The sequence below is a fragment of the Bradyrhizobium algeriense genome (assembly GCF_036924595.1).
Taxonomy (GTDB): domain Bacteria; phylum Pseudomonadota; class Alphaproteobacteria; order Rhizobiales; family Xanthobacteraceae; genus Bradyrhizobium; species Bradyrhizobium algeriense.
In genome coordinates this window covers 5,436,969-5,460,721 of the sequence record NZ_JAZHRV010000001.1, presented here as the reverse complement: position 1 = coordinate 5,460,721, position 23,753 = coordinate 5,436,969, and the positions used below count along the sequence as shown (strand labels likewise).

General features: G+C 61.5%; 30 protein-coding genes. 17 read left to right on the top strand and 13 right to left on the bottom strand.

Annotated elements, in window-relative coordinates:
- Positions 1 to 166: 166 nt before the first annotated feature.
- Positions 167 to 1,816 (top strand): energy-dependent translational throttle protein EttA, encoded by a 1,650-nt coding sequence (gene ettA, locus V1286_RS26415; RefSeq protein WP_334484517.1) that lies wholly within the window; start codon positions 167 to 169, stop codon positions 1,814 to 1,816.
- A 167-nt stretch (positions 1,817 to 1,983) separates the two neighbouring features.
- On the opposite strand, the gene V1286_RS26410 is transcribed toward ettA, so the two are convergent.
- Complete coding sequence (locus tag V1286_RS26410) at positions 1,984 to 2,433, bottom strand: GNAT family N-acetyltransferase (protein ID WP_334484514.1); 450 nt, start codon at positions 2,431 to 2,433, stop codon at positions 1,984 to 1,986.
- A 149-nt stretch (positions 2,434 to 2,582) separates the two neighbouring features.
- On the opposite strand from V1286_RS26410, the gene V1286_RS26405 reads away from it, so the two are divergent.
- The 3 genes from V1286_RS26405 (at position 2,583) to V1286_RS26395 (ending at position 4,831) form a co-directional block, all read left to right on the top strand.
- Positions 2,583 to 3,173, top strand: a complete 591-nt coding sequence (locus tag V1286_RS26405) for a TIGR00645 family protein (RefSeq protein WP_334484511.1) — start codon at positions 2,583 to 2,585, stop codon at positions 3,171 to 3,173.
- A 73-nt stretch (positions 3,174 to 3,246) separates the two neighbouring features.
- Positions 3,247 to 4,440: a lytic murein transglycosylase gene (locus V1286_RS26400; RefSeq protein ID WP_334489907.1), complete on the top strand. Its 1,194-nt coding sequence runs from the start codon at positions 3,247 to 3,249 to the stop codon at positions 4,438 to 4,440.
- 43 nt (positions 4,441 to 4,483) lie between these two features.
- The gene (locus V1286_RS26395; protein ID WP_334484508.1) at positions 4,484 to 4,831 is read left to right on the top strand and encodes a YunG family protein; all 348 of its coding nucleotides are present in this window, start codon (positions 4,484 to 4,486) and stop codon (positions 4,829 to 4,831) included.
- An 81-nt stretch (positions 4,832 to 4,912) separates the two neighbouring features.
- Here the strand turns inward: V1286_RS26395 and V1286_RS26390 are convergent, their stop codons facing one another.
- Positions 4,913 to 5,185, bottom strand: coding sequence for a hypothetical protein (locus V1286_RS26390; RefSeq protein WP_057853001.1), 273 nt, complete (start codon positions 5,183 to 5,185; stop codon positions 4,913 to 4,915).
- A gap of 230 nt (positions 5,186 to 5,415) precedes the next feature.
- Entirely contained in the window at positions 5,416 to 5,727 is a 312-nt protein-coding gene (locus tag V1286_RS26385) for a hypothetical protein (RefSeq protein ID WP_334484503.1), read from the bottom strand.
- Between the two features lie 222 nt (positions 5,728 to 5,949).
- On the opposite strand from V1286_RS26385, the gene V1286_RS26380 reads away from it, so the two are divergent.
- The 3 genes from V1286_RS26380 to bfr all read left to right on the top strand — a co-directional run bounded on the left by V1286_RS26380 (position 5,950) and on the right by bfr (position 7,210).
- The gene (locus V1286_RS26380) at positions 5,950 to 6,126 is read left to right on the top strand and encodes a hypothetical protein (protein ID WP_334484500.1); all 177 of its coding nucleotides are present in this window, start codon (positions 5,950 to 5,952) and stop codon (positions 6,124 to 6,126) included.
- A gap of 183 nt (positions 6,127 to 6,309) precedes the next feature.
- A complete protein-coding gene (locus V1286_RS26375) occupies positions 6,310 to 6,585 on the top strand; it encodes a (2Fe-2S)-binding protein (protein ID WP_334484497.1) in 276 nt (91 codons plus the stop codon).
- Between the two features lie 139 nt (positions 6,586 to 6,724).
- Complete coding sequence (bfr, locus tag V1286_RS26370; RefSeq protein WP_334484493.1) at positions 6,725 to 7,210, top strand: bacterioferritin; 486 nt, start codon at positions 6,725 to 6,727, stop codon at positions 7,208 to 7,210.
- A gap of 195 nt (positions 7,211 to 7,405) precedes the next feature.
- Here bfr and V1286_RS26365 read toward each other — a convergent pair whose 3' ends face one another.
- Together V1286_RS26365 and V1286_RS26360 are read right to left on the bottom strand one after the other, a co-directional pair.
- Complete coding sequence (locus V1286_RS26365) at positions 7,406 to 8,008, bottom strand: MSMEG_1061 family FMN-dependent PPOX-type flavoprotein (RefSeq protein ID WP_334484490.1); 603 nt, start codon at positions 8,006 to 8,008, stop codon at positions 7,406 to 7,408.
- 64 nt (positions 8,009 to 8,072) lie between these two features.
- Positions 8,073 to 8,426: a hypothetical protein gene (locus V1286_RS26360; RefSeq protein ID WP_108518874.1), complete on the bottom strand. Its 354-nt coding sequence runs from the start codon at positions 8,424 to 8,426 to the stop codon at positions 8,073 to 8,075.
- A gap of 390 nt (positions 8,427 to 8,816) precedes the next feature.
- Here V1286_RS26360 and V1286_RS26355 point away from each other — a divergent pair, with 390 nt between their 5' ends.
- Entirely contained in the window at positions 8,817 to 9,464 is a 648-nt protein-coding gene (locus V1286_RS26355) for a hypothetical protein (protein ID WP_334484487.1), read from the top strand.
- Between the two features lie 42 nt (positions 9,465 to 9,506).
- On the opposite strand, the gene V1286_RS26350 is transcribed toward V1286_RS26355, so the two are convergent.
- Together V1286_RS26350 and V1286_RS26345 are read right to left on the bottom strand one after the other, a co-directional pair.
- The gene (locus tag V1286_RS26350) at positions 9,507 to 10,571 is read right to left on the bottom strand and encodes an alpha/beta fold hydrolase (protein ID WP_334484484.1); all 1,065 of its coding nucleotides are present in this window, start codon (positions 10,569 to 10,571) and stop codon (positions 9,507 to 9,509) included.
- Between the two features lie 151 nt (positions 10,572 to 10,722).
- The gene (locus V1286_RS26345; protein WP_108518867.1) at positions 10,723 to 10,962 is read right to left on the bottom strand and encodes a DUF2188 domain-containing protein; all 240 of its coding nucleotides are present in this window, start codon (positions 10,960 to 10,962) and stop codon (positions 10,723 to 10,725) included.
- A gap of 131 nt (positions 10,963 to 11,093) precedes the next feature.
- Between V1286_RS26345 and V1286_RS26340 the strand changes: the two genes are divergently transcribed.
- From V1286_RS26340 to V1286_RS26330, 3 genes are all read left to right on the top strand, one after another.
- Entirely contained in the window at positions 11,094 to 11,360 is a 267-nt protein-coding gene (locus tag V1286_RS26340) for a DUF2277 domain-containing protein (RefSeq protein ID WP_334484478.1), read from the top strand.
- A gap of 147 nt (positions 11,361 to 11,507) precedes the next feature.
- Positions 11,508 to 12,140: a hypothetical protein gene (locus tag V1286_RS26335; RefSeq protein ID WP_334484475.1), complete on the top strand. Its 633-nt coding sequence runs from the start codon at positions 11,508 to 11,510 to the stop codon at positions 12,138 to 12,140.
- Positions 12,141 to 13,103: 963 nt separating this feature from the next.
- Entirely contained in the window at positions 13,104 to 13,538 is a 435-nt protein-coding gene (locus tag V1286_RS26330; RefSeq protein WP_334484472.1) for a hypothetical protein, read from the top strand.
- A 244-nt stretch (positions 13,539 to 13,782) separates the two neighbouring features.
- On the opposite strand, the gene V1286_RS26325 is transcribed toward V1286_RS26330, so the two are convergent.
- Positions 13,783 to 14,745 (bottom strand): dienelactone hydrolase family protein, encoded by a 963-nt coding sequence (locus V1286_RS26325; protein WP_334484469.1) that lies wholly within the window; start codon positions 14,743 to 14,745, stop codon positions 13,783 to 13,785.
- A gap of 218 nt (positions 14,746 to 14,963) precedes the next feature.
- Here V1286_RS26325 and V1286_RS26320 point away from each other — a divergent pair, with 218 nt between their 5' ends.
- The 3 genes from V1286_RS26320 to V1286_RS26310 all read left to right on the top strand — a co-directional run bounded on the left by V1286_RS26320 (position 14,964) and on the right by V1286_RS26310 (position 16,621).
- Complete coding sequence (locus V1286_RS26320) at positions 14,964 to 15,452, top strand: hypothetical protein (protein ID WP_334484467.1); 489 nt, start codon at positions 14,964 to 14,966, stop codon at positions 15,450 to 15,452.
- Between the two features lie 308 nt (positions 15,453 to 15,760).
- On the top strand, positions 15,761 to 16,351 hold the full coding sequence (locus V1286_RS26315; protein ID WP_334484465.1) for a hypothetical protein: 591 nt from the start codon (positions 15,761 to 15,763) through the stop codon (positions 16,349 to 16,351).
- A gap of 138 nt (positions 16,352 to 16,489) precedes the next feature.
- A complete protein-coding gene (locus V1286_RS26310) occupies positions 16,490 to 16,621 on the top strand; it encodes a hypothetical protein (RefSeq protein ID WP_334484463.1) in 132 nt (43 codons plus the stop codon).
- A gap of 13 nt (positions 16,622 to 16,634) precedes the next feature.
- On the opposite strand, the gene V1286_RS26305 is transcribed toward V1286_RS26310, so the two are convergent.
- Together V1286_RS26305 and V1286_RS26300 are read right to left on the bottom strand one after the other, a co-directional pair.
- The gene (locus V1286_RS26305; protein ID WP_334484461.1) at positions 16,635 to 17,807 is read right to left on the bottom strand and encodes a cytochrome P450; all 1,173 of its coding nucleotides are present in this window, start codon (positions 17,805 to 17,807) and stop codon (positions 16,635 to 16,637) included.
- Positions 17,808 to 17,814: 7 nt separating this feature from the next.
- Complete coding sequence (locus V1286_RS26300) at positions 17,815 to 18,573, bottom strand: SDR family NAD(P)-dependent oxidoreductase (protein ID WP_334484460.1); 759 nt, start codon at positions 18,571 to 18,573, stop codon at positions 17,815 to 17,817.
- Positions 18,574 to 18,899: 326 nt separating this feature from the next.
- Here V1286_RS26300 and V1286_RS26295 point away from each other — a divergent pair, with 326 nt between their 5' ends.
- Entirely contained in the window at positions 18,900 to 19,445 is a 546-nt protein-coding gene (locus tag V1286_RS26295) for a DUF2380 domain-containing protein (protein ID WP_334484459.1), read from the top strand.
- Between the two features lie 207 nt (positions 19,446 to 19,652).
- Here V1286_RS26295 and V1286_RS26290 read toward each other — a convergent pair whose 3' ends face one another.
- On the bottom strand, positions 19,653 to 20,912 hold the full coding sequence (locus V1286_RS26290) for an IS110 family RNA-guided transposase (RefSeq protein WP_334484458.1): 1,260 nt from the start codon (positions 20,910 to 20,912) through the stop codon (positions 19,653 to 19,655).
- 335 nt (positions 20,913 to 21,247) lie between these two features.
- Positions 21,248 to 21,637 carry a RidA family protein gene (locus tag V1286_RS26285; RefSeq protein WP_334484457.1) on the bottom strand — a complete coding sequence of 130 codons (390 nt, stop codon included), beginning with the start codon at positions 21,635 to 21,637 and terminating at the stop codon, positions 21,248 to 21,250.
- Positions 21,638 to 22,016: 379 nt separating this feature from the next.
- Between V1286_RS26285 and V1286_RS26280 the strand changes: the two genes are divergently transcribed.
- Both V1286_RS26280 and V1286_RS26275 read left to right on the top strand, forming a co-directional pair.
- Complete coding sequence (locus V1286_RS26280) at positions 22,017 to 22,457, top strand: hypothetical protein (protein ID WP_334484456.1); 441 nt, start codon at positions 22,017 to 22,019, stop codon at positions 22,455 to 22,457.
- Positions 22,458 to 22,608: 151 nt separating this feature from the next.
- A complete protein-coding gene (locus V1286_RS26275) occupies positions 22,609 to 23,157 on the top strand; it encodes an HD domain-containing protein (RefSeq protein ID WP_334484455.1) in 549 nt (182 codons plus the stop codon).
- Between the two features lie 6 nt (positions 23,158 to 23,163).
- Here V1286_RS26275 and V1286_RS26270 read toward each other — a convergent pair whose 3' ends face one another.
- Entirely contained in the window at positions 23,164 to 23,667 is a 504-nt protein-coding gene (locus V1286_RS26270) for a DUF1993 domain-containing protein (protein WP_334484454.1), read from the bottom strand.
- Positions 23,668 to 23,753: the final 86 nt, after the last annotated feature.

The window sequence follows — 23,753 nt, the reverse complement described above, 5'->3', positions numbered from 1 at the left end:
AAAAGATAGTTTCAATTGTCGGGATCTCGGCCCACATGGTGTCCAACCCGTATTCATCCGTGGTGAACGGATGGAAAACGGGTTCCCGCGGTTGCCCTTTCGGGGCCACGCCGCTACATCAGCGGCAGCAAATTTCCGCAAAATCCAACGATTCTAAGGGCTCTCGATGGCGCGCCAGTTCGTCTATTTCATGCAAGGTCTGACCAAGAGCTACCCGACCCGGAAGGTGCTCGATAACGTCCATCTGTCGTTCTACCCCGACGCCAAGATCGGCGTGCTCGGCGTCAACGGCTCCGGCAAGTCGACGCTGCTCAAGATCATGGCCGGCCTCGACAAGGAGTATAACGGCGAGGCCTGGGTCGCCGAGGGCGCCCGCGTCGGCTATCTCGAGCAGGAGCCGCATCTCGATCCTTCCAAGTCGGTTCGGGAGAACGTCATGGAGGGCGTCGCCAAGAAGAAGGCGATCCTCGATCGCTACAACGAACTGGCGATGAACTATTCGGACGAGACCGCCGACGAGATGACCAAGCTGCAGGACGAGATCGAGGCCGCGGGCCTCTGGGATCTCGACAGCAAGGTCGACCAGGCGATGGACGCGCTGCGCTGCCCGCCCGACGATGCCGATGTGACGAAGCTTTCCGGCGGCGAGCGCCGCCGCGTCGCGCTCTGCAAGCTGCTGCTCGACCAGCCGGAGCTCTTGCTGCTGGACGAGCCGACCAACCATCTCGACGCCGAATCCGTGTCATGGCTGGAAGGCCATTTGCGCAACTATCCCGGCGCGATCCTGATCGTGACCCACGACCGCTACTTCCTCGACAATGTCACGGGGTGGATCCTCGAACTCGATCGCGGCAAGGGCATTCCCTACGAGGGCAATTACTCGTCCTGGCTGGTGCAGAAGCAGAAGCGCCTCGAGCAGGAAGGCCGCGAGGATGCCGCGCACCAGAAGACGCTCGCCCGCGAGCAGGAGTGGATCGCGTCCTCTCCGAAAGCGCGCCAGGCCAAGTCCAAGGCGCGCTATCAGCGCTATGAAGATCTGCTGAAGCAGGCGAGCGAGAAGCAGACCACGACCGCGCAGATCACGATTCCCGTCGCCGAGCGCCTGGGCCAGAACGTCGTCGACTTCGAAGGGCTCTACAAGAGCTTCGGCGACCGCATGCTGATCGAGAATCTCACCTTCAAGCTGCCGCCGGGCGGCATCGTCGGCGTGATCGGCGCCAACGGCGCCGGCAAGACCACGCTGTTCCGGATGATCACCGGGCAGGAGAAGCCGGACCAAGGCACCATCACGGTCGGCGAGAGCGTGCATCTCGGTTACGTCGATCAGTCGCGCGACGATCTCGACGGCAAGAAAAACGTTTGGGAGGAGATTTCCGGCGGCAACGAACTGATTCTGCTCGGCAAGCGCGAGGTGAACTCGCGCGGCTATTGCTCCTCGTTCAACTTCAAGGGCGCCGACCAGCAAAAGAAGGTCGGCGCGTTGTCAGGCGGCGAGCGTAACCGCGTGCATCTGGCCAAGATGCTCAAATCCGGCGCCAACGTGCTGCTGCTCGACGAACCGACCAACGACCTCGACGTCGATACGCTGCGCGCGCTGGAAGAGGCGCTGGAGGATTTCGCCGGCTGCGCCGTCATCATCAGCCATGACCGCTGGTTCCTCGACCGCATCGCGACGCACATCCTGTCCTTTGAAGGCGACAGCCATGTCGAATGGTTCGAGGGCAACTTCCAGGACTATGAGAAAGACAAGATGCGCCGGCTCGGCCAGGACAGCATCATTCCGCACCGCGTGAAGTACAAGAAGCTGACGCGGTGAGCAGGCGGTTTCGCAAGTTACCAAACTTGTCGAGGAATGCTTGCGCGCGGGGCATTCCATCGTGAAGGAATTGCTTTGGCCCCCGGAGCCACAGCCCTTCAATCTGTCGCGAGCGCAACGGGACGGGGCGTGGAGCCCCCAGTTTGCTCAATGTACAAAACTGCACGCTAAGGGCGGCGTACTTCGAAGTAGGTTTTGCCCCCACGATGAAAGCCCGCTCCCTCATAGAAGCGTAGGGTGGTCTCCCGTTTCGAACCCGTCGCCAATAGGACTTTGTAGCAGTCGGCCTGCCAAGCAACATCGAGCGCATGAGCAAGAACCCGTCGGCCGAGCCCCAGCCGGCGGTAGTCGGCGTGAGTGACCACATTCTCAATCACCCCATATGATCTACCGCCTCGAGACAGGTTAGGCACGATCGCGAGTGTGCACGAAGATACAAGCAGTTCCGCTGCTTGCGCCACGATCACGGTCATGAAGCTGGATGTAAGCAACGTCGACCAGACGCGCTCAGCAGTAGCTGTCTCCAGCTGAGGATCGTGCGGATGAAGGTGTCGGTAAAGGTTCAACACCTCGGGCAGATCGTGTTCTGCCGCAGAGCGGACAATGGCTTCGGTCATGTACACCCGTTATTTTGCCTTGAAGCTGGGCATAAAGTGACCATCCTGTAACATGCGCTGCGGCCAGTTGTCGCTTCACAGCGCGGTCAGATTGCGTAGATATAGACCTCCTTCCGCAATTCGAATCCTCCGCAAGCGAGCCCTCCTGAATGTCCCTTACTCCCGAAACACCCTTGCCGCCCAAAGCTCAGAGGAAGGCATTGCGTCCGGTCCCGCTGCTGATCTTCAGCTCCCGCTGGCTGCAACTGCCGCTCTATCTTGGCCTGATCGTCGCGCAGGGCGTCTATGTGGTGCTGTTTCTGAAGGAGTTGTGGCACTTGTTCGCCCACGCCTTCGATTTCAGCGAGCAGCAGATCATGCTGGCGGTGCTGGGCCTGATCGATGTGGTGATGATTTCCAACCTGCTGGTGATGGTGATCGTCGGCGGCTACGAGACGTTCGTCTCCCGTCTCAATCTGGAAGGACATCCCGACCAGCCGGAATGGCTCAGCCACGTCAACGCCAGCGTGCTCAAGATCAAGCTGGCGATGGCCATCATCGGCATCTCGTCGATCCATCTGTTGCGCACCTTCATCGAGGCCGGAGGATTGGCCTCGGGCAAGTCCGGCTACACCGAAACCGGCGTGATGTGGCAGACCATCATCCACACGGTTTTCATTCTGTCGGCGATCGGCATTGCCTATGTCGACAGATTGTCGAATGTTTCCGCCGAACATGCCAAACAGGCCGTCTCGCATTGATGGGCGACGTGTCGATCGACAGGATTCCGGTTTGCGACAGAGGTTGATAGCCGCGGTTCTGATACTGGCAGCGATGACGCCGGGCGCGATGCGTCCGGCTCGCGCCGCCGACGCCGATTTTACCCAGTTCATTGCTTCCCTGTGGCCGGAGGCCCAGGCCGCCGGCGTGTCGCGCGCGACCTTCGATGCCGAAACGCGCGGGCTCGAGCCCGATTACAAATTGCCCGATCTTTTGCTGCCCGGCCGGCCCGCCACCGGCGCACCGTCGCAGGCCGAGTTCGTGCAGGTGCCGGCCGATTACGTGAAGGAAGCTTCCATCGCGCGGCTCGCAGCCGAAGGGCAGAAGCTGATGCAGAAGCATCGCGCGGCGCTCACCGAGATCGAAAAGCGTTTCGGCGTTCCTTCAAGCATCGTGCTCGCGATCTGGGGCCGCGAGACGGACTATGGCCGCTATCGGCTGCCTTACGACACGCTGCGCGTCGTTGCCACGCAGGCCTATGTCGGGCGACGCAAGGATCAGTACCGGAGTGAATTCATCCTGGCGCTGAAGCTTCTCGGCGAGGGCGCAGTGGCGCGCAAAGACTTCCGCTCGTCCTGGGCCGGCGCCACCGGGTACACCCAGTTCCTGCCGTCGGAATACTACAAGCACGGCGTCGATCTCGACGGTGACGGCCGGGTCGACATCTGGCATTCGGTGCCGGACGCGCTGGCCGCAGCCGCGCAGCAGCTCGTCAACAAGGGCTGGCAGCCGGGCGTTCGCTGGGCCTATGAGGTGAAGGCGCCCGCCAATGTCGATTGCACCATGGGCGTGCCCGAGGTGACCAAGCCGATCGCCGAATGGCTGCGTGCGGGTTTTGTGCCGGTGCGCGGACAAAAGCTGAGCGCGGCGGAGCAGGCGCAGCCGGCCTCGCTGTTGCAGGTGGAGGGCATCTACGGCCCGGCATTCCTGACCACGAAGAACTACTTCGTCATCAAGGAATATAATTTCTCCGACTTGTATGTGCTGTTCGTCGGCCATCTCGCCGACCGCATGACGAGCCCGCAGCCGTTCGCCACACCATGGTCCGCCTCGACGCAGTTGCGCTCCGCCGATGTCGAGGCGATGCAGCGTCATCTGACGCGCATCGGCCTCTACAAGGACAAGCTCGACGGCAAGGCGGGCATGCAGACCCGCGCGGCGCTCGGCGCGTATCAGAAGTCCGCCGGCCTCAAGGTCGATTGCTGGCCGAGCGAAGCGGTGCTGCGCTCTATGAGTGCGGGGCGCTAGCGCGTATCATTCACGAACAAGGGCGACCGAATTCGAGGTGCCGATGACCGCAGGCAGTGCGCTTCTCGTCGATTTCTATCAGCAACTCCGGCGGTCGTGGTCGATCGAGACCAGCAGCCGCTGGCAGCCGGACAATCCGGCATGCGGACAGTGCGGCGTGACAGCGCTCGTCGTGCATGACAAGCTCGGTGGCGAAATCCTGAAAACCGATGTCAACGGCGCCTGGCATTTCTACAACCGGATTGACGGAAGGCGCGTAGACCTCACGATGAGTCAATTCAACAGCCCCATTGGTTACGACGATATCCCGAGCAACCGGGACGAGGCGCTTGGCGATTGTTCGCAGCAGCAATACGAGTTGCTGAAGAGCAGGGTGACGGGCGTCGTTTGACGCCACCGCAAAGAAAAAGCCCGGCCGAGATATCGGCCGGGCTTCGATCAGGACGCGCGGCTTGCGCGCCAAGCGATCAGATCAGTTGCAGACCTCGACGCGGCGATAGCGCCAGTCATAGCCGTCCCAGAAGCGCTCGCGAACCATCCGGCACGCCGGGTAGGGCGCTTCTTCCACGTATACCGGACCACCGTAAGCCGGGCGGCTGGAGGCGATTGCGCCACCGATGATCGCGCCGCCGAGCAAGCCGGCCGCCACGCCAGCGGCAACGCCGCGCTGTGCGCTTGCGGGTGTCGAGGCTAGCGAACCGGCAATCGTTGCGACCGCGACCAAGGCAGCAAATGTCTTCTTCATGTCCTGGGCTCTCCTGGGGTGGCGCCTTCGAGCGCCGGGTTTAGGGATGACTCACACGCCGTTTTCGAACTGCCGCTTCGCTAAAAAAGCGCACATGGGTCAATCGAAAGTAAACGTGCCTGAAGCGTGACCGGAAAAAGCGGTCTTTTTCGGGCCGGAAACGGCGTGCATCCCGGAAACCGGCGCCGTTCCGGGATGTGGCGCGCTAATTTAATGAAGATGAACGGGTGCTAATCGCAAACCCTGACGTTGCGGACCCGCCAGCCGTAACCATCCCAGAACCGCTGCCGCTGCCAGATGCAGGATTCGCCGTAGCCGGGATCGACGACATAGGCCGGGCCGCCGTAGCCGGGCCCGTAATAGCCCGGGCCGTAATAGTAGCCGTTCTGCGAAGCAATCGCGCCGCCGACGATGGCGCCACCGATCAATCCGGCGGCGACGCCCGCTGCAACGCCGCGCTGCGCCTGGGCGGGAGCGGGGATCGCTACGGCCGAAACGGTCAATGCGGCGGCGGCGCCGAGCGCCATCAATGTCTTCTTCATGGCCTCACCTTTCTCGTGGGGAGCAAGGACGTTTTGTCTCGGCAAAAGTTCCACATTTCGCTTGAATGATCAATGAACGGCCTGCGCGTCCGGGGCGACGAAAATGGGACGAACCGGCAAATCGCGGTGCGGAGATACCAAAGCGGTCGGCGGGGACGTCGCTGATCTGCTACTTGCTTATGAGTCGGATGCAAAACCGCAAGACCAGGCGCGAGAGCACAGGTGGCGACGCTTCCGGAAGGCTCGGGCGACAGTTCCGACGGTGGCGGCTGGAACCTGCTTTCATGGTTCGGCAGCGACAATTCTTCGTCGGATAGTTCCACCTCGTCCAGCGATTCCAGCGGCGACAGTGGAGGAGGCGGTGGCGACGGCGGCGGCAGTGGCAGTGGTGGCGACTGACGCCGAAAACCTGCCGGTAAATCAGTGCCAGTGTGACCTACCGCAACGACGCCTGTTTAGATTCATTCCAGTGTTTCCCCGGCATCAGTTTGGAATTGCTTGAAAATGCGGCTTTTCCTTTTGCATCTCGTCGCGCTCTTAAATATCGATGAGGTCGCATCACACTAGGGTTCTTTCCGTTTCATGATCGTCTGTTCCTGCAATGTTTTGAGCGACCACGATGTCCGTAATGCCGTAAGTGCATCCTCGGACCTGCCGCGCAATCCGAAACAGATTTACGGTTGCCTCGGCTGCAGCGCCGAATGCGGCCGGTGCGCGCGCACGATCAAGGCCATCATCGACGAAGCCCTCGGCGCCTGCGCCAAGGAGTGCTGCTCCGGTTGCCCGCACAGCCGCCACGCGGCCAATGACGAGCCCGCGCAGGATACTGCCCCGGCCTTCGCGCTCGCGGCCTGCTGAAAACCCCTCCGAATCCACTGATTTTCCGCCGTTCCCACCGCTTTTTTGGCGGAACGGTTGCTCTCGGCACTAAACTCATTTAGAAGCGTTCTAAATGCAGTGTCAGGCCGGGTTTGGCCTGGGAAAACCGGAGTGGACCATGCAGGGCGATCCCAAAGTCATCGATTATCTCAACAAGGGCCTGCGCAGCGAGCTCACCGCGATTAACCAATACTGGCTGCATTACCGGCTCCTGAACAATTGGGGCCTTTTGGAAATGGCCAAGGTCTGGCGCAAGGAATCCATCGAGGAGATGGAGCACGCCGACAAGTTCACCGACCGGATCCTGTTCCTCGACGGCTTCCCCAACATGCAGGTGCTCGATCCCTTGCGCATCGGCCAGAACGTTCAGGAAATCATCGAATGCGATCTTGCAACCGAGATGACCGCGCGCACGCTCTATCAGGAAGCCGCGACCTATTGCCATGGCGTCAAGGATTACGTCTCGCGCGATCTGTTCGAGAGCGTGATGAAGGATGAGGAACATCACATCGATTTCCTCGAAACCCAACTCGATTTGATCAAGCGCATCGGGCTTGATCTCTACACACAGAAGCATGTCGGCGGCTTGGAGAACGGGGACTGAGTTCCTCCTTACCCCTCCCCTGGAGGGGGAGGGTCGGCTCGTATGGAGCGAAGCGAAATGCGAGACGGGGTGGGGTGATCTCTCCACTCGGGCACTGTTGGATGTGGAGAGACCGTCACCCCACCCCGCCGCTCATTTCATGAGCGTCGACCCTCCCCCTCCAGGGGAGGGTGAATCCCGCATAGACACCTTGTCCTACAACTGCGTCTTGTAGTGCTCGTAAATCACGTCCTGGCTTTCGCGCTCGCCGAGGCCGGTCTGGTCGTGGATCACTTCGCCGATGCTCGGCATCACCGATCGCTCGACCCGCTCACCTCCCCACAATTTCGAGCGCATCAGCGCCTTGCCGCAGTGGAAGTAAGCTTCCCTGACCGCGATGCGCAGCACCGCGCGCGGCGGTTTGCCGAACTCCACCATCGAGGCGATCAGCTCCGCCTCCGCGGTCACTTTGCCCTTGCCGCCGACGCGCAGCGTCTCGTCGATCCCCGGCACGAAGAAGATCAGCTGCACGAAGCCACTTCCCTCGACGATGTTGCGAAAACTGTCGATGCGGTTGTTGCCCGAGCGATCCGGCATCAAGAGCAGGTTCGGTCCCGCGACATGGATGAAGCCGGGATTGCCGCCGCGCGGCGATGCATCGACGCTGCCGTCCGCGCCTGACGTGGCCAGCACGCAGAACGGCGACATGCCGATGAATTTTTTCGCATGGATGTCGATCTCCGGCCGCGCCTTTGCGATGACGCGCGGTGAGGGCGCGGGGTAGATCGTGGCGAGGTCGCTGGCGGAAAAATCAGTCACGGGCGGCTCCTCAGGTTTTCGGCGAGATTATCATCCCGCGTCGCGGGCGTCATCTTGAGAGAATCTAGACCGCGTCCGCCGGCACGAAGCAGCTGATGATGATGCTGCCGCGGTGATGCACGTACCACACCACGGCTTCGCCGATCGGGTTACCCTGGTCGCGAATGACCGCGCGCTCGGGCACCTGCATCCATTGGCCCTCGATCGGAACCCAATAGGCGCCACCGCGAACGTCGTAGCTGGTGCGATGTCCGTCCGACTCGTCGCAGCAGGGCACGCCGTTCGGCGCGATCACGCTCTTGAACCAGGCGCGGATATCAGGCGGCACATGGCCGAACTGGCCCCGGTCGACGGCGAGCGCTGTGCTGGCCAGCATCGGCAGAAAGGCGATCAAAACGAACTGCGCGAGTCTCCGCATCCGGTCCTCCGCTGTGTTGCCGTTGTCCTCGCGAGCATGCGACCCACGAATCGTATCGCGGACAATTCAACCGGACTCTGCTTGCGGATGCGCGCTCAAATAATATGCGATGGGGGCTGTTCCCAAAATGATGCGGTGCGAAATCAGGACTTCTGGCTGGCCGTCCCGTACACAGGCTTGATGCGAGCCATGGCTGGCTCAACAGTCGTATCGAACTGAGCTGCCCTTGAAATAAGGGCAGCATGAACGTGCTATCGATCTTGCGTGTGGATTCGTGGTGAGTACCAGGCGCAGCAAGCTGCCAAACTACGGTCTCGCCGCCTGTGGTTGGTGGAAGGAGCCGCTCCACGGTCATCACCACGATTGGAAAACGTCACGATTGGAAACGTCTTGGGCACGAACCCGAAGATTGCGATAGGCCTGCTTTCACCCGTGGGAGTGCTGTTTGCGCTCCCTGTCCTGCTCTGGGCTTTCAGCTTTACCGAACGCTTCGGGCTGGAGAAATGCAGCATCGGTTCGATTAGCGGTGATGAATACCAGAACATATTGACGCGAGCCGGCGCGCAACGCTGGACGGTATGGCCTGGTCTGTCCAATGGAGTATTTTGGCCGTCGGACGCGGGATTTCGGGGCCCGACGGCATCTTTCAACAGCAATGTAAATGATCAGCTTCTCTCACATGTCAGAGAGCTTGCTGGACCCGATGCGTCCATTAATCGCCAACTGGCTTCGGGCCATGCCGTTATGCGCAGCATGGGCGCTGAATACGTCCATACTCTAGAAGTGCCGGACATGGGTAGCGCCGCTTCGCACGTTTACTTCAAATACTTCTTGCCCCAGGTTCGGTTCGCACCTGCGTGTGTTCTTTGCCTGATATGGTGGTACACGACCATTGACGTGATCTTTTCGCATGATCTCGCCACCGACCGATACGAGTTGCAGGCAGTAAACGTTCTGCACGCCGGGCTGAAAGGTAGCCCCGACAAAAATAGAGCCCGCAACGTCCCATGGGGTAGCTGCCCCCAGTTTCGGAGATGACGGACGATTGGATCGCGTGCTCGCTTCAATGCGCGTGCCGGTTCACATCGCACGCTGCGGCGCGGTCTGCAGCAGCTCCTCCACCTGCTTCTTGTAGAATTTCGCATTGCCCGTCGTGAGATGGCCGCGCGTTTCGCTCGAGGCAGGGATCAGGAACAAGCGGCCGTTCTTGATGCGCTTCAGCGCGGCATCCGTCACGCCGGTTTCCGGCGGGTTGCGCTCGTCGTCGGCGGCATTGATCAACAACAGCGTGGCCTCGATCTTCTCCAGCGACGGCGCAGGATTGTAATCATGCGAGGCTTCCCACTGGTAGATGAAGTCGTTGGCATCGGCGGTGATGGCGGTGGCCAGCCGTTCGTCGACCATCTTGTCGGCCTTTGCCGCCGTCGGCGCCAGCGCCTGATAGGCCAGCGTGCCGCCGCCGGTCGCGATGCCATAGGCGTTGATGGCGTATTTCATCATGCGCGGCTGGGTGATGTAGTTGCCGCTGACGTAGTCGGGATCGTTCTTGATCGTCTCCAGCATCATCCGCCGCAGCATCCAGTTGCGCGCCGCCATCTCGGTCGGCTGCGACGCCATCGGCACCAGCGCGTCCATGAATTGCGGATATTTGCCGCCCCAGATCCAGGTGTGCATGCCGCCCATCGAATTTCCGATCACGAGCCGCAGATGTTTGACGCCGAGACCTTCCTGGACCAGGCGATACTGCGCGTCGACCATGTCCTCGTAATTGTATTTCGGAAATGCGGTCTTCATGCCGTCGGAGGGCTTTGACGATTTGCCGTGGCCGAGACCATCAGGAATGATGATGTAATATTTCGCGGCATCGAGCGGCTGGCCGGGACCGAACAATTCGCCGCCAAAACCCGGCGTCAGCATGCTGGCGGCCGAGCCGCCCGAGCCGTGCAGCACCAGCACCGGCTGTCCGGTCGGCTCGCCGATCGTGGTGTAGTGCAGCCGCAGCTCCGGCATCGTCTCGCCGGAGTGGAATTTGAAATCCTTGGCGATCCATTCGCCCTGTTTCGGCGCGGGATAGTCTGCGGCGAAAGCGGTGATGGAGGTCAGCGCCAGTGCGGCGGCCGACAAGGCGGCGTGCGAAAAATTCATGATGGTCTCCCCCAAGGCTTCCTGGTCCAAGGCTTACTGTGCCAAGGCTTGCTGTGCCAAGGCTTGCTGTTCCAAGGCTGCGGCTGGTTTTGCGGGCCGCTTGGCAGGGAGACTAGCACACCGGCTATTTCACCGTCACCAGATCGCCGAACTAACCCTCCACTTCGGTCTCCGGCCGGTCATTGCCGGCGGCGGTCTCCGAGTGCCAACGCCCGTCCGGGGTTTCGTATTCGATCATTTCCGTGCGGCCCGGCACCCGCTGCTCGGCCGCCACGCGCCGGGCGGCGGCCAGTGCCGTGGCGCGGTTCGGAAACGGTTCGGAAAACACGCCGTTGACGGTGTAGGCCCAGCCGCCGTCATGTTCGACGATCTTGTAGGTCACATGGGTCATCGGGAACTCGCTGTTTTGCAGGTGCCGACAGGGGTGAACGCGCCGCGTGATCCATGACAGAATAGGCCATGCTGTCGGATTTTGCACCGGCCGTTCGTCCTTGACCGACGACGGGTGCAGAGGAGAAAACCATGTGCCGCAACATCAAGACCCTGTTCAATTTCGATCCCCCGGCCACCCACGCCGAAATCCATGCTTCCGCACTGCAATTCGTGCGAAAACTCTCCGGCTTCAATTCGCCGTCGCAGGCCAACGCCGAGGCGTTCAATCGCGCGGTTTCCGAAGTGTCCGACAGTGCGCGGCGCTTGCTGGCATCGCTGCAGACCAACGCCGCGCCGCGCGACCGCGAGGTCGAGGCCGAGAAGACGAGGGAGCGCTCGCGGGCGAGGTTCGGCTAGGGGGCTCACAGCGGATGTGTCGATCGTCTGCTATCGTGCGACGACCTCACAAACGCCCCAGGGCTGCTGCGCCTCTGCCTCCCTTCCGTCAAACCGGGATCGCCTCTTCCCCTCAAGAGTTTGGAAGAACCGTCGGTGGAGGTACCCATGTTATACTCGCAAAGCCCGCCACTGACGGCCGAAGAAACTTTGTTCGGCGGGCATGCGCGTGATCCGGACGTCCGATCCGACCAGCACACGGGTAGGCGGCGCGTGAAGCCGTCGATCGATTCTCCCTATCCTTACCGCTTCGGGGAAGGGCAGCCGGCGAGCGGCCGGCCGTCGATTGGCAAGCGGATGTTCCGCACCCTTGTCCGGTTCTCGATTGCGGTTCTCATCGGTGTCGGCGGCACGCTAGGCTGGCAGTCCTACGGTGATGAAGCAAAGGAGGTGCTGGTAGCCCAGGCTCCGGTGCTGGGCTTGCTGTTTCCCGTCTCGACGACGAAGTCGCCGGTCATGGCTGCGACGTCCACTGATACGACGCGGCAGCTTGGGCCTCTGGCATCCACGCTCGATGCCGTGCGGCGCAGCGTTGAACAACTCGCTGCCAGGCAAGAACAGATGGCCCAGAACATTGCGGCACTACGGACGGCTGAGGAGAACGTCAGACAGAAGATGTCATCCACGCCTCCGGCCCCAGCCCCAGCCCAGCAGGCCGCCTCGATCCCGCAGCCCAAACCTCCGCAGCCCAAGATCGACTCTCGCCTGCCGCCTCCCGCCGGATCACAGCTCTCCCGCTGACGGTCCGGATTGCCGGAGACGGAATTGATCAACGCCTTTTCTTTTGTGATCCGGTCAATTTATGGGGCGACCCACCCCTCCACCTCAGTTCACTTCGAACTTCATTTTGAAGGGCTATCACCGCACTCACGCAAATCGGTGGCGCTCTCCTCTGCGACCGTCGCTTCCAACTCGGGATGCGCGCCATGATTGCTGTTGGGGCACGTTGAGACATGCCGACCGGTTCTGAAGATGTCCGGTGATCGGGGCCGACCGGAAGTGATCAGTACACCGTCAATGCGACGCGAATGACCCGAAGCAAACACAGACGCGACGCGTCCTAGATAACTCTGCTGGGCCAGATGGTGAGCCAAATCAAGCGCAAGACCCATCCTAGACCGAAGCCAACACCACCCCCAAAAACGGTAATAAGTATTACAAGGTTTAGCTGTGACGGTCCGGCTAGAGCGACATAAAGAAAAGCTAAATGAGCAGAGTTGGCAATCAACGCCAGAAGCCAGTCTACGGGCGTGGGGCGGCGCCATGGGGAAGCAACCAAGGAGCAGGCCAGTGCTCCAGCGCAAACACCCAGCAAACCAAACGGATTGAAGATTGCATATTGAAAATACGTCACAATAAAATTGAAAATCGGCCCCTCCTCGCGCAGGCCGTATATCCGTAGAGCGGGCGTGAAACAGCGCAACAGTTACTTCCGTCAAAATCTCGCAAAGCGTGGGGCGGTTTTGTGCGCGCCTGTCCGCGTCCGCACGATTTGTATCAAAATGCTTCTTTCCGTCATTGGCACTTTTCGGACCTGACAAGCCCGGCTGACAGCGTCTGTTCTTGAGGGAGGCGGACTGCCCCGTTGCGCGTCTGGACTTCTGAATCTGACCCGATGCGGACAACGGGACCGCTTGCGTAGCCCCAAAGCTAGAGGTTAATTTGTGAGCCTTACCAGCTTCAGCTCCGGTAGGCGGTATGCCAATGGAAGTTTGCGATCCCATCACCACTGTAATTGTAGCTTTGAACTCATTTGAACCGTCGCCCGACGACACAGATATTCGCCTCTACCAGCTCTTCGAAGGTTTTCGTTCATTGCCCGGTCGGGATCGTGTTGCGCCGGCAATGTTCAGCTTGCTCGAACGTTTTCCCGACGCTGAGTTTGGTTCACCCGGACCGCTCGTTCACGAGCTAGAGGCAATCCCCGGCTATTTGCCCCTGTTGCGCGATTCCGTTCATCGCCAGCCGACTCACCTCACCGTCTGGATGATCAACCGTGTGCTCAATGCTAATCTGTCCAGCGACCAAAGAGGGGCGTGGCTATCAGAGCTACGCGCAGTACTTGAACACCCCCTTGCTTCAGAACAGACACGCAGATCGGCAGAGGATTTTTTGGAGCATCAAGGCGCCAAGTCGTGATGTCGGCTTTCTGAGCTTCTGGACATGGCACAAGGCAGGTGACTTACTTTGAGTCTCGTCCGTGGGCTCCACACGATATGATTGCCGTCAGCTCCGAGGTCCGCTTCAGGCACTTTTCGGACCTGACAGGCCGGACTGACGATGTCCGTTGGCGGGGGTAGAGCGGAGGTCGTCGGTACACGGTCAAACCGACGCGTTTGACCCAAACCGGACTTTGATTAGACGATGCCTGACCGGCACGACATCATTTTACTGCAAGCGTGGCACTCAGAAATTCGCCGATGAACGCCCGCGCCTGCGCACTGGCCGCTTCGTCGTAGGCGAGTGTGAAGCCCTTTCTGACACAGGCATCGCCGAAACGGAATGGCTGCTCGGTAGCGCGATTGAGGATCTGCCCTTCGTCGCCCTCGACCAATTGGCAATATCCCACAGTGGGTGCCGATAGCACCCGCTGTTCACGATACACCGGCGCATCGAAGACATGATGCGCGCCCGGGTACTCGATCAGGCGAATGTCGCGGCCGGCCTTGGCGAGACGCTCGGCGTACTCCCTGCATGGTCCGATTGGAAAAGAGTCGTCAGCCGTGCCGTGAAGAATACGAATCGGCTTGTCACCGACATCATCGCCGGCGCGGAACGTCGTATCGCAACCGGGATAGAAGGCGACGTGGGCCGCGAATTGCAGGCTCTGGGGGCCGTGCATCTTTTGGAAGCGCGTTACGCTCGCGCGGAGCGCCGCAATCCCCCCTAACGAGAAGCCCATCACGGCAACTCGGCCCGAGTCGATCTGCGGGTGCCTGGCGAGGAGCTCGAGGGCGCGGTAGCTATCGAAAACCATCGCTAATCGACCAAGTTTGCCGCCAAACGCACTGACGAGGCCGCGTCCGGAAAAACTATCAATGGCAAAGGTCGCTATTCCAATCTTGGTTAGCTCCCGCGACCATTCATCGATCATGCCTCCGGCCCCGCCCATGCCGCCACCTCCAGGCAGGAGAATTACGGCAGCGAGCTTCTCTTGCCCAGCCCGCGGAATGCGAAGTTCTCCGGCGAGTGTTACGGGGCGGCCCTCCTTGCCCGTTAGGAACTCCGCGTCGCTCAGTGTGATCGAGTTGAACGGGTGGTATTCGACGCGCGCCACCTGCGCGTTGGCCTGTCCCTGCGCCAAGGCCATCACCATAAATGCCACCGCGACCAAGGTCCTCGACATGGCATCCTCCCGCGCGTTCGGGAAGCATCAAATTTACTTCCATTTTCCGCGGCGAGGTCGCGCGAGTCAAGCGAGCAATCGGTCACACATGACGGCCTTCGCTGGGCCACGCCGCAGCCACCCAGAGTTCTGTTGTTGACCCGGGCACGCTCTCGTTTACCCATCCAATCGGGTGTAGAGTGCACACCAGCAAGATTGCACATCAGTAGGAGGGCGTGATGAAAACTGCCTTTCTTTCGACCCTGATCCTTGCACTTTCGACAAGCGCCGGCTTCGCACAACAGCCCGCGCAGTGCCGAAACTTCGAGGCTACAATTGCGCTTCAGATGACCAAAGAAGGTTGCTTAAGCCAGATCGACCTTTGCACTGTCGGAACAGTCGTGAGCAACGAGCCCGCTCTAAGCGGCGCAACGTGGCTTTTCACGGCGCACGGAATGGCCGAAACAGCAGGACTGCCTTCGTTGCCCAAAACACTGCAATCTTACGCGGGAACGGTGCTAGTCACGGCAAAAGGGGGAACATTCACGACCAGCACTGCTGGCGTGTACGAAACCGAGTCGCCGGCCTTCAGCCAACTGGATAAGATCGTCAAGGGAACCGATCGATTCAGCAACTCCACCGGTCGGCTCATTTTTCTCACCGGCATTGGTCGGCAAGGCGGCGGATTTGATACGCACGCTCGCGGCGAGTTGTGCGTGAACGAGTAACCAGCCCGGTCCGGTAAACTGAGGTGGAGCTGGAGACGCGGGGCAACAACCGCGCGGCGGTGAGATGGACGCGCCTCTGTTGGCGATCTCCGAGCCAAGCCTTCAATGTCGCCTGTTGGCACCTTTGAGACATCCCCGCCTATCCTGAAGATGTCCGTTCACCGGGGCAGACCGGAAGTCGCCGTGGTCCGGCCAAACCGACGCGAATGACCCATTTGCGACATAGCGACGTTACGCCTGACGGTTGTTATGGATATGGTTGCTGCTGCGGATCCTTGCCGCGATGACCTGCCTCCTCCGGTTGCACCATGTTCGATGCTGACCCTAAAGCCAGAGCCGATCTAAGGGCGGGAACCCTTTATGCGATAGCGGGCGAAGCCGGCTGGATTTACTACGGCCAGGTGACACCGGACAAAGCCATCGGCTTCTTCCGGCATCGAGAGCACAATTTGGCGGGGCCGGAAGGTGTCTTGTCGTCGAACGTGATGACGACAGTCGTCGTTGCCCATCCATCCATAGGCCGAGCATTGAGGTCCGGTCGATGGAAGAATCTGGGCCGTTTCCCGCTGCACAAAGGGTTGCAGAAGATGCGCTATTCAGTTCAGTGGCCGGTAGGAACGTTGAACGTAACGGTATGGGCAGGCGGCAAGCCGAGCCATGACACGCGTGTCGAAGATCCCGCGATCCAGAACATGGAGATTATCGCTGTCTGGGACGCGGAGTATCACATTCCACAGCGCCTCACTGCCGACTTCGGAGAAGAAGAAGCTGAATGGCACATCGGCGGACCAATCTGGCGCGAGCGGAAGGTCAAGGAGGAAACAGCGCGACGTTTTCCTGATCAGCCATGGCATAGGCTTCCCCAGGATTGGGTGCCGACTGGTGTCGACCAAGAGTAGAAAGCGCCGATCCGCCAGTTCGATACCGAATGGCTGAACCTGGGCACTGCGGACCTCACGCGATGTCCGACTTGGGTCCGGAATGCGTGTCAAAGCGGAAGTCCCCCAACCACTCATGCGGGCTCCACGCAGCGGATGTTGAGCGCCTACAATGAGAAACTGCGCAAGTATCTCATCGACAATCATTACATGGAGACGCTGGCGTTTCACACCATTCCGGGCAGCACGATCATCGATCGCTTCGGCTACCGGGAATGTCCGCGCCAGTAGAAGCTCACCACGATCAGCCCGCGTCCCACTTCACCGGCAGATTGAGCAATCCGCGAAACGCCCAGCCGCCGATCCTAACCGGTTCGCGCTCGTCCAGCCGCAGGCCTTTGAGCCGCGCAAATGCACTCGGCAGCGCGACGTCGGCCACCATGGCGCGCGATGCGAACGCGCCGGCGCAGTAATGCGGACCGGCGCCGAAGGCGATGCTCTTTTGGGTGTCGCGGGTGATGTCGAACCGATCCGGCTCGGCAAAGCAGGCCTCGTCGCGATTGGCCGAGCCGAACATGAAGAATACGCGGTCTTCCGGCTCGAAGTCGATGCCGCCATATGACCATGGCTTTACCACCCGGCGCGGCGACATCTGGATCGGCGCGATCCAGCGCGCATATTCCTCGAACGCGTCGAGCCACTTTGCCTTGCCGTTCTGAACCAGCGCAAGTTGTTCGGGATGCGTCAGCAGCGCCCACGTCGCGCCGGCAATCGCATCGCGCGGCTCGTTCTGCCCGCCCGAAATCGCAAGCTTGATGTTGGCACGGATGCTTTCCATGTTCTGGCCTGATGCCAGCAACACGCTCAGGATCGAGGTGTTCGGGTGTTGCTTCACCACCGGAATCATGTCGTCGATCGCGGCATCGATGCCCGCGGTCGCCGCATGGCAGCGCGCCTCGACCTCCTTGTTGCCGGTGTAATTGGCAATGCCGTCGATCATCGCCTGCGACCACGCGTCCATGTCCTGGTAGCGCATGTTGGTCAGCCCGGTGACGTCCTTCAGGCATTCGGCCGACAGCGGCAGCGCCAGCTCTTTACAGAGATCGGCAGAGCCTTTCGGCGCCAGCTCGTCGAGGATGCGGTCGGCATGGGCCTGAAACTGGCGGACCCAGGTGTCGCGCACCGTGCGCGGCGACACGGCGGGAAACATCGCCTGCCGCTCGCTCATGTGCGCATCGCCATCCTTGCGCATCATGTTGTGGCCCATCAGCACATTCATCAGCCCGTTCGGCTGGTGCGAGGAGAACACGTCGATGCGCTTCTCCTGGGTGAAGATGTCGCCGCGGCGGGTGAACACGGTCGAGCCGAGCTGCGGCACGAACGCGATCGGCGCCTCCTTGCGCATCTGCGCCAGTGCGGGATAGGGATCGGCCCAGAAGCTCGGTACGTCGATGTCGAAATGCGGGGCGTTGGACATGAAGCGCTCACACAGCCCGGTAGCCGCCGTCGACCATCACGATCGATCCGGAGACGTAGGCAGAAAGATCAGAGGCAAGGAAGATCGCGGGGCCGACGATGTCTTCCGCGGTGCCGGCGCGTCCCAACGGGGTGTGGTCCATGAATGTCTTCACCAGGTCGGGATTGTTGGCGCGGGCATTGGCGTTCAGCGGCGTCGCGATGAAGCCCGGGCCGATCGCGTTGACGCGGACGCCTTCCTTGCCGAGTTCGGCGGCGAGCGCCTTGGTGAAGCCGAGCACGCCGTGCTTGGAAGCTGTATAGGCCGGCGAACTAGGCGTGCGCACATGCACAAAGGACTGGATCGAGCCGATATTGACGATGCGTCCCTTGCTGGCGCGCAGGGCTGCCAGGAACGCATGCGTCACGTTGAAAACACCCGTGAGGTTGATCGCGATGATGTCTTCCCAGTCGTTGATCACGGCCTCGGCCGCGCCCAGCATGCCGTTGCGGCGGACGATGCCGGCATTGTTGACTAGGATCGAGACCTGCCCGACCTTGTCGGCGATCTGCTTTGCCATTGCGACGCAGTCCTCGCGTCTGGCGACGTCGAGCGCAAAGCTGACGGCCTTGTCGCCGATTTCCCTTGCCGCTTCGGCTGCCGCCTTCTCGTCCCTGTCGAGCAGCACGACCCGCGCACCCTCGCGGGCATAGCCGATCGCGATGGCGCGCCCGATGCCGGAGCCTGCACCGGTGATGACGGCGATGTGATTCTGGAGAAGGGGCATGTGGCGTTTCCTCTGCTTTTGGTTTTGGCGGAGGATAGCAAGCGTGCCCGTTAGTACAAGGTGGTGGCGATTGTCGTAGGGCAGGTCAGGCGAAGCCGTAACCCGCCGAACGTCGTGCCTGGAAGGCGGATTACGCTTTCGCTAAGCCGCCCTGCGCAGCCGTTAATGTAGCCCGGATTACGCTGCGCTCCATCCGGCCTACGAAAGAAATCAAAACGCACAGGTTCAGCGTGGTGGAATGGCTTAGCGAAATCCCCGCGCGCTGTTATGATTCAGGCCCGGCGGTAGCGGGATGACGCCGCCGTCGCAGGTGAAGGAGACGAAGCATGATGCAAACGGCAACCCGATGGCGCGCGCCAGGCCTGCGCAGCGGCGCAAGAGCCGTGCTGATGCTGTGCGCGGTGGCGGCGCTGTCATTTCCATCGGGCGGATCGCCGGCCGCCACGCCGATTGCGGTGGCGGTGGCGGATTTCGATTATTTCGACACCTCCGGCGAGGTCGCGGACCAGAGCGCGGAGCATCTCGCGCGCGTGGCATCGTTTGCAAAATTGCTGCGCGATAATCTGGCGGCCCAGAGCGATTATCGCGTGGTGACGATCGAATGCCGCGATCAACCCTGCACCGCCACCAGCATGTCGCAGGATGTTTTCATCGCCGCCGCGCGCCGGGCCGGCGCCCGGCTGGTCGTCTATGGCGGCATCCGCAAGATGAGCACGCTGGTGCAATGGGGCGAAATCCAGCTGCTCGATCTCGAAGCCGAGAAATTGTTGATGCAGCGAACGGTGACGTTCCGCGGCGACAACGATGCCGCCTATCGCCATGCGGCGAATTTCGTCGGCGATCAGCTGAAGGAAACCATGCCGAAGCCGTAAGGGGTTCGTAGGACCTCCTAGCTTTCGTCAAGGAGCTGGGCGTCCTTGAATGACGAGCGTAGCGCCGTGCTCGCCGCCGTCCAGGACGCTCCGCGCCGGCTACGCCGGTGCCGATGGCATCCTGGACAGCGTCTGCGCGCGTCGCTGTCGGGTTCGGCAGGTCGGGACGAAGGAATGGTCGCAAGCGGCCGAACCAAGGAATGAGGCTTACTGTTTGACGGAGATCTGCGAACTCCCGCGGTTGGCATCATACAGGGTCCGGCTCTTGAGGGTCGAGCATAGAGCCGAGAGCAGGCGATCGCCCACGCTACGCAACGCACGTGCATGGCCGTGGCCGCGCTGCCGCAAGGCATCATAGCGGCGCCGCGCGGCAGCATCGTGCTGGATGGCAACGCGCGACCAATGATGAACGGCGGTCTGCAGCCTCCTGTTGCAGGCGTGGCGGCGGATCACGAAGCGTTGTTTGCCGCTTTGCCGCGTCACCGGAGCAACCCCTGCCAGCGCACGCAAGGCGTGATAATCTCGGGCCTGCAGCGGCTGCGCTGCCTCGGTGAGCAGTGTGGCGAGAACAATCCTGCCGATTCCCGGCCAGGAGCGAAGGATTGCCACGTCACACTGCTCACGGCTCTGCCCCGACGGGCTCTCCTCGTCCGGTGCCGCGAGCCCGGCGCAGAGGCCGTCCAGGGCGTTGTGGGCTTCCTTGATCTGCTGATTGACCAGGTGCATGCGCGCCGCGAGACTGCGGATATGCACGCAAGCGGCCTCCGTCGTGCCTGGGGCGACGAACAAGGCCGTCTTGCGCAAGGTCTGCAGCACGGTGGCGGCATCGAGACGCCGGATGCGGTGGTCCTTGAGGATGCGCGCAACCGTCTTCTCCGTTACCTTCGCGGCGGCGGCGGGGGTCGGCACCTTTTGCCACAGCGCCAGGAACCAGTCGTCCCCGACATCATCGGCTAGTTCGGTCGCCTGCGGATAGTAGCGCCACAGCTGCTGACGCAGACGATTGGCCAGACGCGTCCGTTCCTGCTGCAACTCGTCCACGAGGCGCGACCACTCGCGCAGCTCGATCACCACCGGATTGTCGATCGCAAGCTGCCGGAAGGCTTTCCGATCGGTACGCAGTGAGTCTCCAAGGACAAGGGCGTCTCGGCTGTCATCCTTGGTGCCTGCGACTGTGAAGCGATCGCGGAAACGATCGAGCTGCTTGGGATTGATGGCAAAGACCACAAACCCGTGCTCGAGCAGCATCTCCACCACGGGACCATGCGGCATCTCGATCGCGACGGCGATCTGCCCCGGCGCAGCCCCGGTCTTCTGCAGCAACCAATCTCGCAGTTCCGTCAGTCCGGCTCCGCCATGGGCGAACTCCCGCTCGCCCATGCGTCCTCCTTCGCTATCAAGCAGGCAAACGCGGTGGCTCTGTGTTGCCCAATCGATCCCGACAAACCAACGCACATCCTCAACCATTACTGGACCTCCTCGCTTCTCAAAGCGGGCCCACTGCGATCCCGATCGATCCCTGTACTGGCGCTCTTGGCGCAAACCTCCTAGTGGATATTGATCGCAGCCGCTCCACCGGGGCGCAGGTCCTACGAAGGTGGCTCATAGCACGGGTGGGTCAGGCAGCTCCCGGCAGATCGGCCCGTGCAGCCAGTCTACATCAACGACTGGTGCCGAACGCCACAAGGGTACAGGGTGGGTAGAGCCAACGGGTCGCGCGAACGCGCGCCCGATGACAGGCTCCGCGAAACCCATCAATCGGCTCGCGAGGAAGCGATGGGTATCGCTTCGCTCCACCCGTCCTACGGCTTCGCCAGCGACGCAACAGCTTCGATCTCGATCAGCATTTTCGGATCGGGCAGCGCCTGCACCACGCAGGTGGTACGGGCGGGGTAGGGCGCGGGCCCGAAGGCGGAGGCATACAGCACGTTCATCGTGGCGACGTCGGAGGCGCGCGTCAGCAGCACGTTGACCTTGACCAGATCGCGAAACGTCGCGCCGGCCTCGTCGAGCACGCGCTTGATGTTGGCGACGACGAAGCCGAACTGCGCCTCGAAACCATCAGCGAGCGCGCCCTTGTCGTCAAAGCCCGGAATGCCCGAGACGAACAGCAGGTCGCCGGTGCGCGTGGCGAAGGAGAGCGGCGGGGACTTGATGCCGGCGGGCGGCGCGAAGTGCTGGATCGGGGCCATGGGACACCTTCATGAATGGTTCGGGTGCGTTGAGCCTAACGCGCCGCTGCCTCGCTGGAAAGGCAGCGGCGCTGGGCTTACGACCCGCCGATAGCTTTGAAGGTCCCGCTTGTCAGTCCAATTCGCTGGACACGAAATAGCGCGACGCGCGCCCCGTTGAAGTAATGCAGTTCACAGTCCGGCTTTTTTTGTTCGTGCAATCGTGATGAAATTGTGTCGGGCGCGCGGCGCGGGATGCCGTGCGCCGTGTATCGCGCAAACGCCCGAATACACTTTGCCCCTTGCGCCGATCGGTTACAATCCGTTAGTTGCTAATCAATCTGCACTGCAGAGCCCGCCCGACACGTTCCGATTTGCGATACCTCCGGAGATACGATCCATGAAAATGCCATCCGCCATTCGCGCCACCGTGCTTGCGTTTGCGGCCCTGACCGGCGTCACGCTGTCCTCCGCCGCGCGCGCCGACGAGGGTTTTGTGCAGCTCACGATCTACAAGGCGGGATGGATCATCGGCGGATCCGGTGGCGGCGGCGTCTTGAATTTCCACGGGCGCCGTTATCCGCTGTCGACCGGCGGCCTCGACTACGGCCTGGTGTTCGGCGGCTCGAAGACGGTGCTGCGCGGCCGCGTCAGCAACATCTATCGCCCCTCCGACGTCGCCGGCGTCTACGGCGCGGCCGGCGCGGGGCTTGCGGTGGGCCGCGGCGCGCGCGCGATCGTGCTGACCAACCAGAAGGGCGCGGTGCTGGAATTGACCGGCCACCAGGTGGGATTGATGGCCAACGCGGATCTCAGCGGCCTCGCGATCACGATGCGGTAAGACTTCGTAGGGTAGGCAAAGGCGCGAAGCGCCGTGCCCACCATCCAGCACTTCGCGCGGAATGGTGGGCACGCTTCCGCCTTCGCTCTTCGAGCTACGGCGGACAAGTCGCTTTGCCCACCCTACGGCGCCACTGCTTCGGGGAGGACGGATGAACCGCGAACAATTGGCCGCCGCCTACACGTCACCTGGCCGCCACTATCACAACCTCACGCATATCGAAGACTGTCTCGGTGCGCTCGCGCGCGTGGAAAATCTTTCGCCGCTCGATCGCGAAATTCTGTCCGCCGCGATCTGGTGGCACGATGTCGTCTACGACGCGACCCGCGCGGACAATGAAGCGCTGAGGGCGCAGCTAGCCGAACGGCATCTTCGCGAGGACCTTCGTCAGGAGGTCGGCCGCCTGATCCGTCTGACAAAGACGCACGACGTGCAGCCTGACGATCGCCTTGGCGCCATCCTGATCTCGATCGACCTCAGCATCCTCGGCGCAGAGCCCGCGCGATACGACACGTATGCCGCCGCGATCCGGCGGGAGTTCATCCATGTGCCGGAGCGCGACTATCGCGCCGGCCGCGCCAAAGTGCTCAGCCAGTTCGCCGCGCGGCCGGTCATCTTTCCCGATGCGGTCTTTGCCGCGAGATATGACCGGCAGGCCCGCGAAAACCTCGCGCGCGAACTGGCTTCGTTGCGCGGATAGCGCCGACTACCTCACCCCGAGGAAATCCCGCTTGCCGATCTCCACACCGTTGTGCCGCAAGATGCCGTGCGCTGTGGCGGCATGGAAGTAGAAATTCGGAAACGCAAAATTGACGAGATATTGCTGGCCCTTCATCGTCATCGTGTTGTTCGGGCCGATGGGAAACGTCACCTCGCGCGTGTCGCCGCCGTCGAACTGCGCCGGCTTGAACGATTTTACATAGTCGACTGTCTTCGCAATCCGCTGCTGCAGCTCCTCAAAACTCTTTTCCGTGTCCGGTGTCGACGGCACCTCGCTGCCGGTGAGGCGCGCGCAGGTCTTTGCGGCGAAATCGCAGACCGTCTGCACCTGCCGCGTCAGCGGATACATGTCCGGATAAAGCCGCGCATTGAGCAGCACCTCGGGTTGGATGTTCTTCGCCTTGCAATGCGCTTCCGCCTTGGTGAGCAAGCCGGAAAGGCTGCCGAGAATCTGCAGAAAGGCGGGCACAGTGGCGTCGTGGAAAGACATGTGATGCTCTTTTCGTGATGTGGAATAATACCTCAGGACGATGAGGTGTTTTGCGAGATGGGGAGGCGAGCGAGGAAATACAACCG

What these genes read in the sequence shown, in the direction of transcription:
- ettA (WP_334484517.1), top strand. Translation starts at nt 167, where the DNA reads ATGGCGCGCCAGTTCGTCTATTTCATGCAAGGTCTGACCAAGAGCTAC.
- V1286_RS26410 (WP_334484514.1), bottom strand. Translation starts at nt 2,433, where the DNA reads ATGACCGAAGCCATTGTCCGCTCTGCGGCAGAACACGATCTGCCCGAG.
- V1286_RS26405 (WP_334484511.1), top strand. Translation starts at nt 2,583, where the DNA reads ATGTCCCTTACTCCCGAAACACCCTTGCCGCCCAAAGCTCAGAGGAAG.
- V1286_RS26400 (WP_334489907.1), top strand. Translation starts at nt 3,247, where the DNA reads ATGACGCCGGGCGCGATGCGTCCGGCTCGCGCCGCCGACGCCGATTTT.
- V1286_RS26395 (WP_334484508.1), top strand. Translation starts at nt 4,484, where the DNA reads ATGACCGCAGGCAGTGCGCTTCTCGTCGATTTCTATCAGCAACTCCGG.
- V1286_RS26390 (WP_057853001.1), bottom strand. Translation starts at nt 5,185, where the DNA reads ATGAAGAAGACATTTGCTGCCTTGGTCGCGGTCGCAACGATTGCCGGT.
- V1286_RS26385 (WP_334484503.1), bottom strand. Translation starts at nt 5,727, where the DNA reads ATGAAGAAGACATTGATGGCGCTCGGCGCCGCCGCCGCATTGACCGTT.
- V1286_RS26375 (WP_334484497.1), top strand. Translation starts at nt 6,310, where the DNA reads ATGATCGTCTGTTCCTGCAATGTTTTGAGCGACCACGATGTCCGTAAT.
- bfr (WP_334484493.1), top strand. Translation starts at nt 6,725, where the DNA reads ATGCAGGGCGATCCCAAAGTCATCGATTATCTCAACAAGGGCCTGCGC.
- V1286_RS26360 (WP_108518874.1), bottom strand. Translation starts at nt 8,426, where the DNA reads ATGCGGAGACTCGCGCAGTTCGTTTTGATCGCCTTTCTGCCGATGCTG.
- V1286_RS26350 (WP_334484484.1), bottom strand. Translation starts at nt 10,571, where the DNA reads ATGAATTTTTCGCACGCCGCCTTGTCGGCCGCCGCACTGGCGCTGACC.
- V1286_RS26345 (WP_108518867.1), bottom strand. Translation starts at nt 10,962, where the DNA reads ATGACCCATGTGACCTACAAGATCGTCGAACATGACGGCGGCTGGGCC.
- V1286_RS26340 (WP_334484478.1), top strand. Translation starts at nt 11,094, where the DNA reads ATGTGCCGCAACATCAAGACCCTGTTCAATTTCGATCCCCCGGCCACC.
- V1286_RS26335 (WP_334484475.1), top strand. Translation starts at nt 11,508, where the DNA reads ATGTTATACTCGCAAAGCCCGCCACTGACGGCCGAAGAAACTTTGTTC.
- V1286_RS26330 (WP_334484472.1), top strand. Translation starts at nt 13,104, where the DNA reads ATGGAAGTTTGCGATCCCATCACCACTGTAATTGTAGCTTTGAACTCA.
- V1286_RS26325 (WP_334484469.1), bottom strand. Translation starts at nt 14,745, where the DNA reads ATGTCGAGGACCTTGGTCGCGGTGGCATTTATGGTGATGGCCTTGGCG.
- V1286_RS26320 (WP_334484467.1), top strand. Translation starts at nt 14,964, where the DNA reads ATGAAAACTGCCTTTCTTTCGACCCTGATCCTTGCACTTTCGACAAGC.
- V1286_RS26315 (WP_334484465.1), top strand. Translation starts at nt 15,761, where the DNA reads ATGTTCGATGCTGACCCTAAAGCCAGAGCCGATCTAAGGGCGGGAACC.
- V1286_RS26305 (WP_334484461.1), bottom strand. Translation starts at nt 17,807, where the DNA reads ATGTCCAACGCCCCGCATTTCGACATCGACGTACCGAGCTTCTGGGCC.
- V1286_RS26300 (WP_334484460.1), bottom strand. Translation starts at nt 18,573, where the DNA reads ATGCCCCTTCTCCAGAATCACATCGCCGTCATCACCGGTGCAGGCTCC.
- V1286_RS26295 (WP_334484459.1), top strand. Translation starts at nt 18,900, where the DNA reads ATGATGCAAACGGCAACCCGATGGCGCGCGCCAGGCCTGCGCAGCGGC.
- V1286_RS26290 (WP_334484458.1), bottom strand. Translation starts at nt 20,912, where the DNA reads ATGGTTGAGGATGTGCGTTGGTTTGTCGGGATCGATTGGGCAACACAG.
- V1286_RS26285 (WP_334484457.1), bottom strand. Translation starts at nt 21,637, where the DNA reads ATGGCCCCGATCCAGCACTTCGCGCCGCCCGCCGGCATCAAGTCCCCG.
- V1286_RS26280 (WP_334484456.1), top strand. Translation starts at nt 22,017, where the DNA reads ATGAAAATGCCATCCGCCATTCGCGCCACCGTGCTTGCGTTTGCGGCC.
- V1286_RS26275 (WP_334484455.1), top strand. Translation starts at nt 22,609, where the DNA reads ATGAACCGCGAACAATTGGCCGCCGCCTACACGTCACCTGGCCGCCAC.
- V1286_RS26270 (WP_334484454.1), bottom strand. Translation starts at nt 23,667, where the DNA reads ATGTCTTTCCACGACGCCACTGTGCCCGCCTTTCTGCAGATTCTCGGC.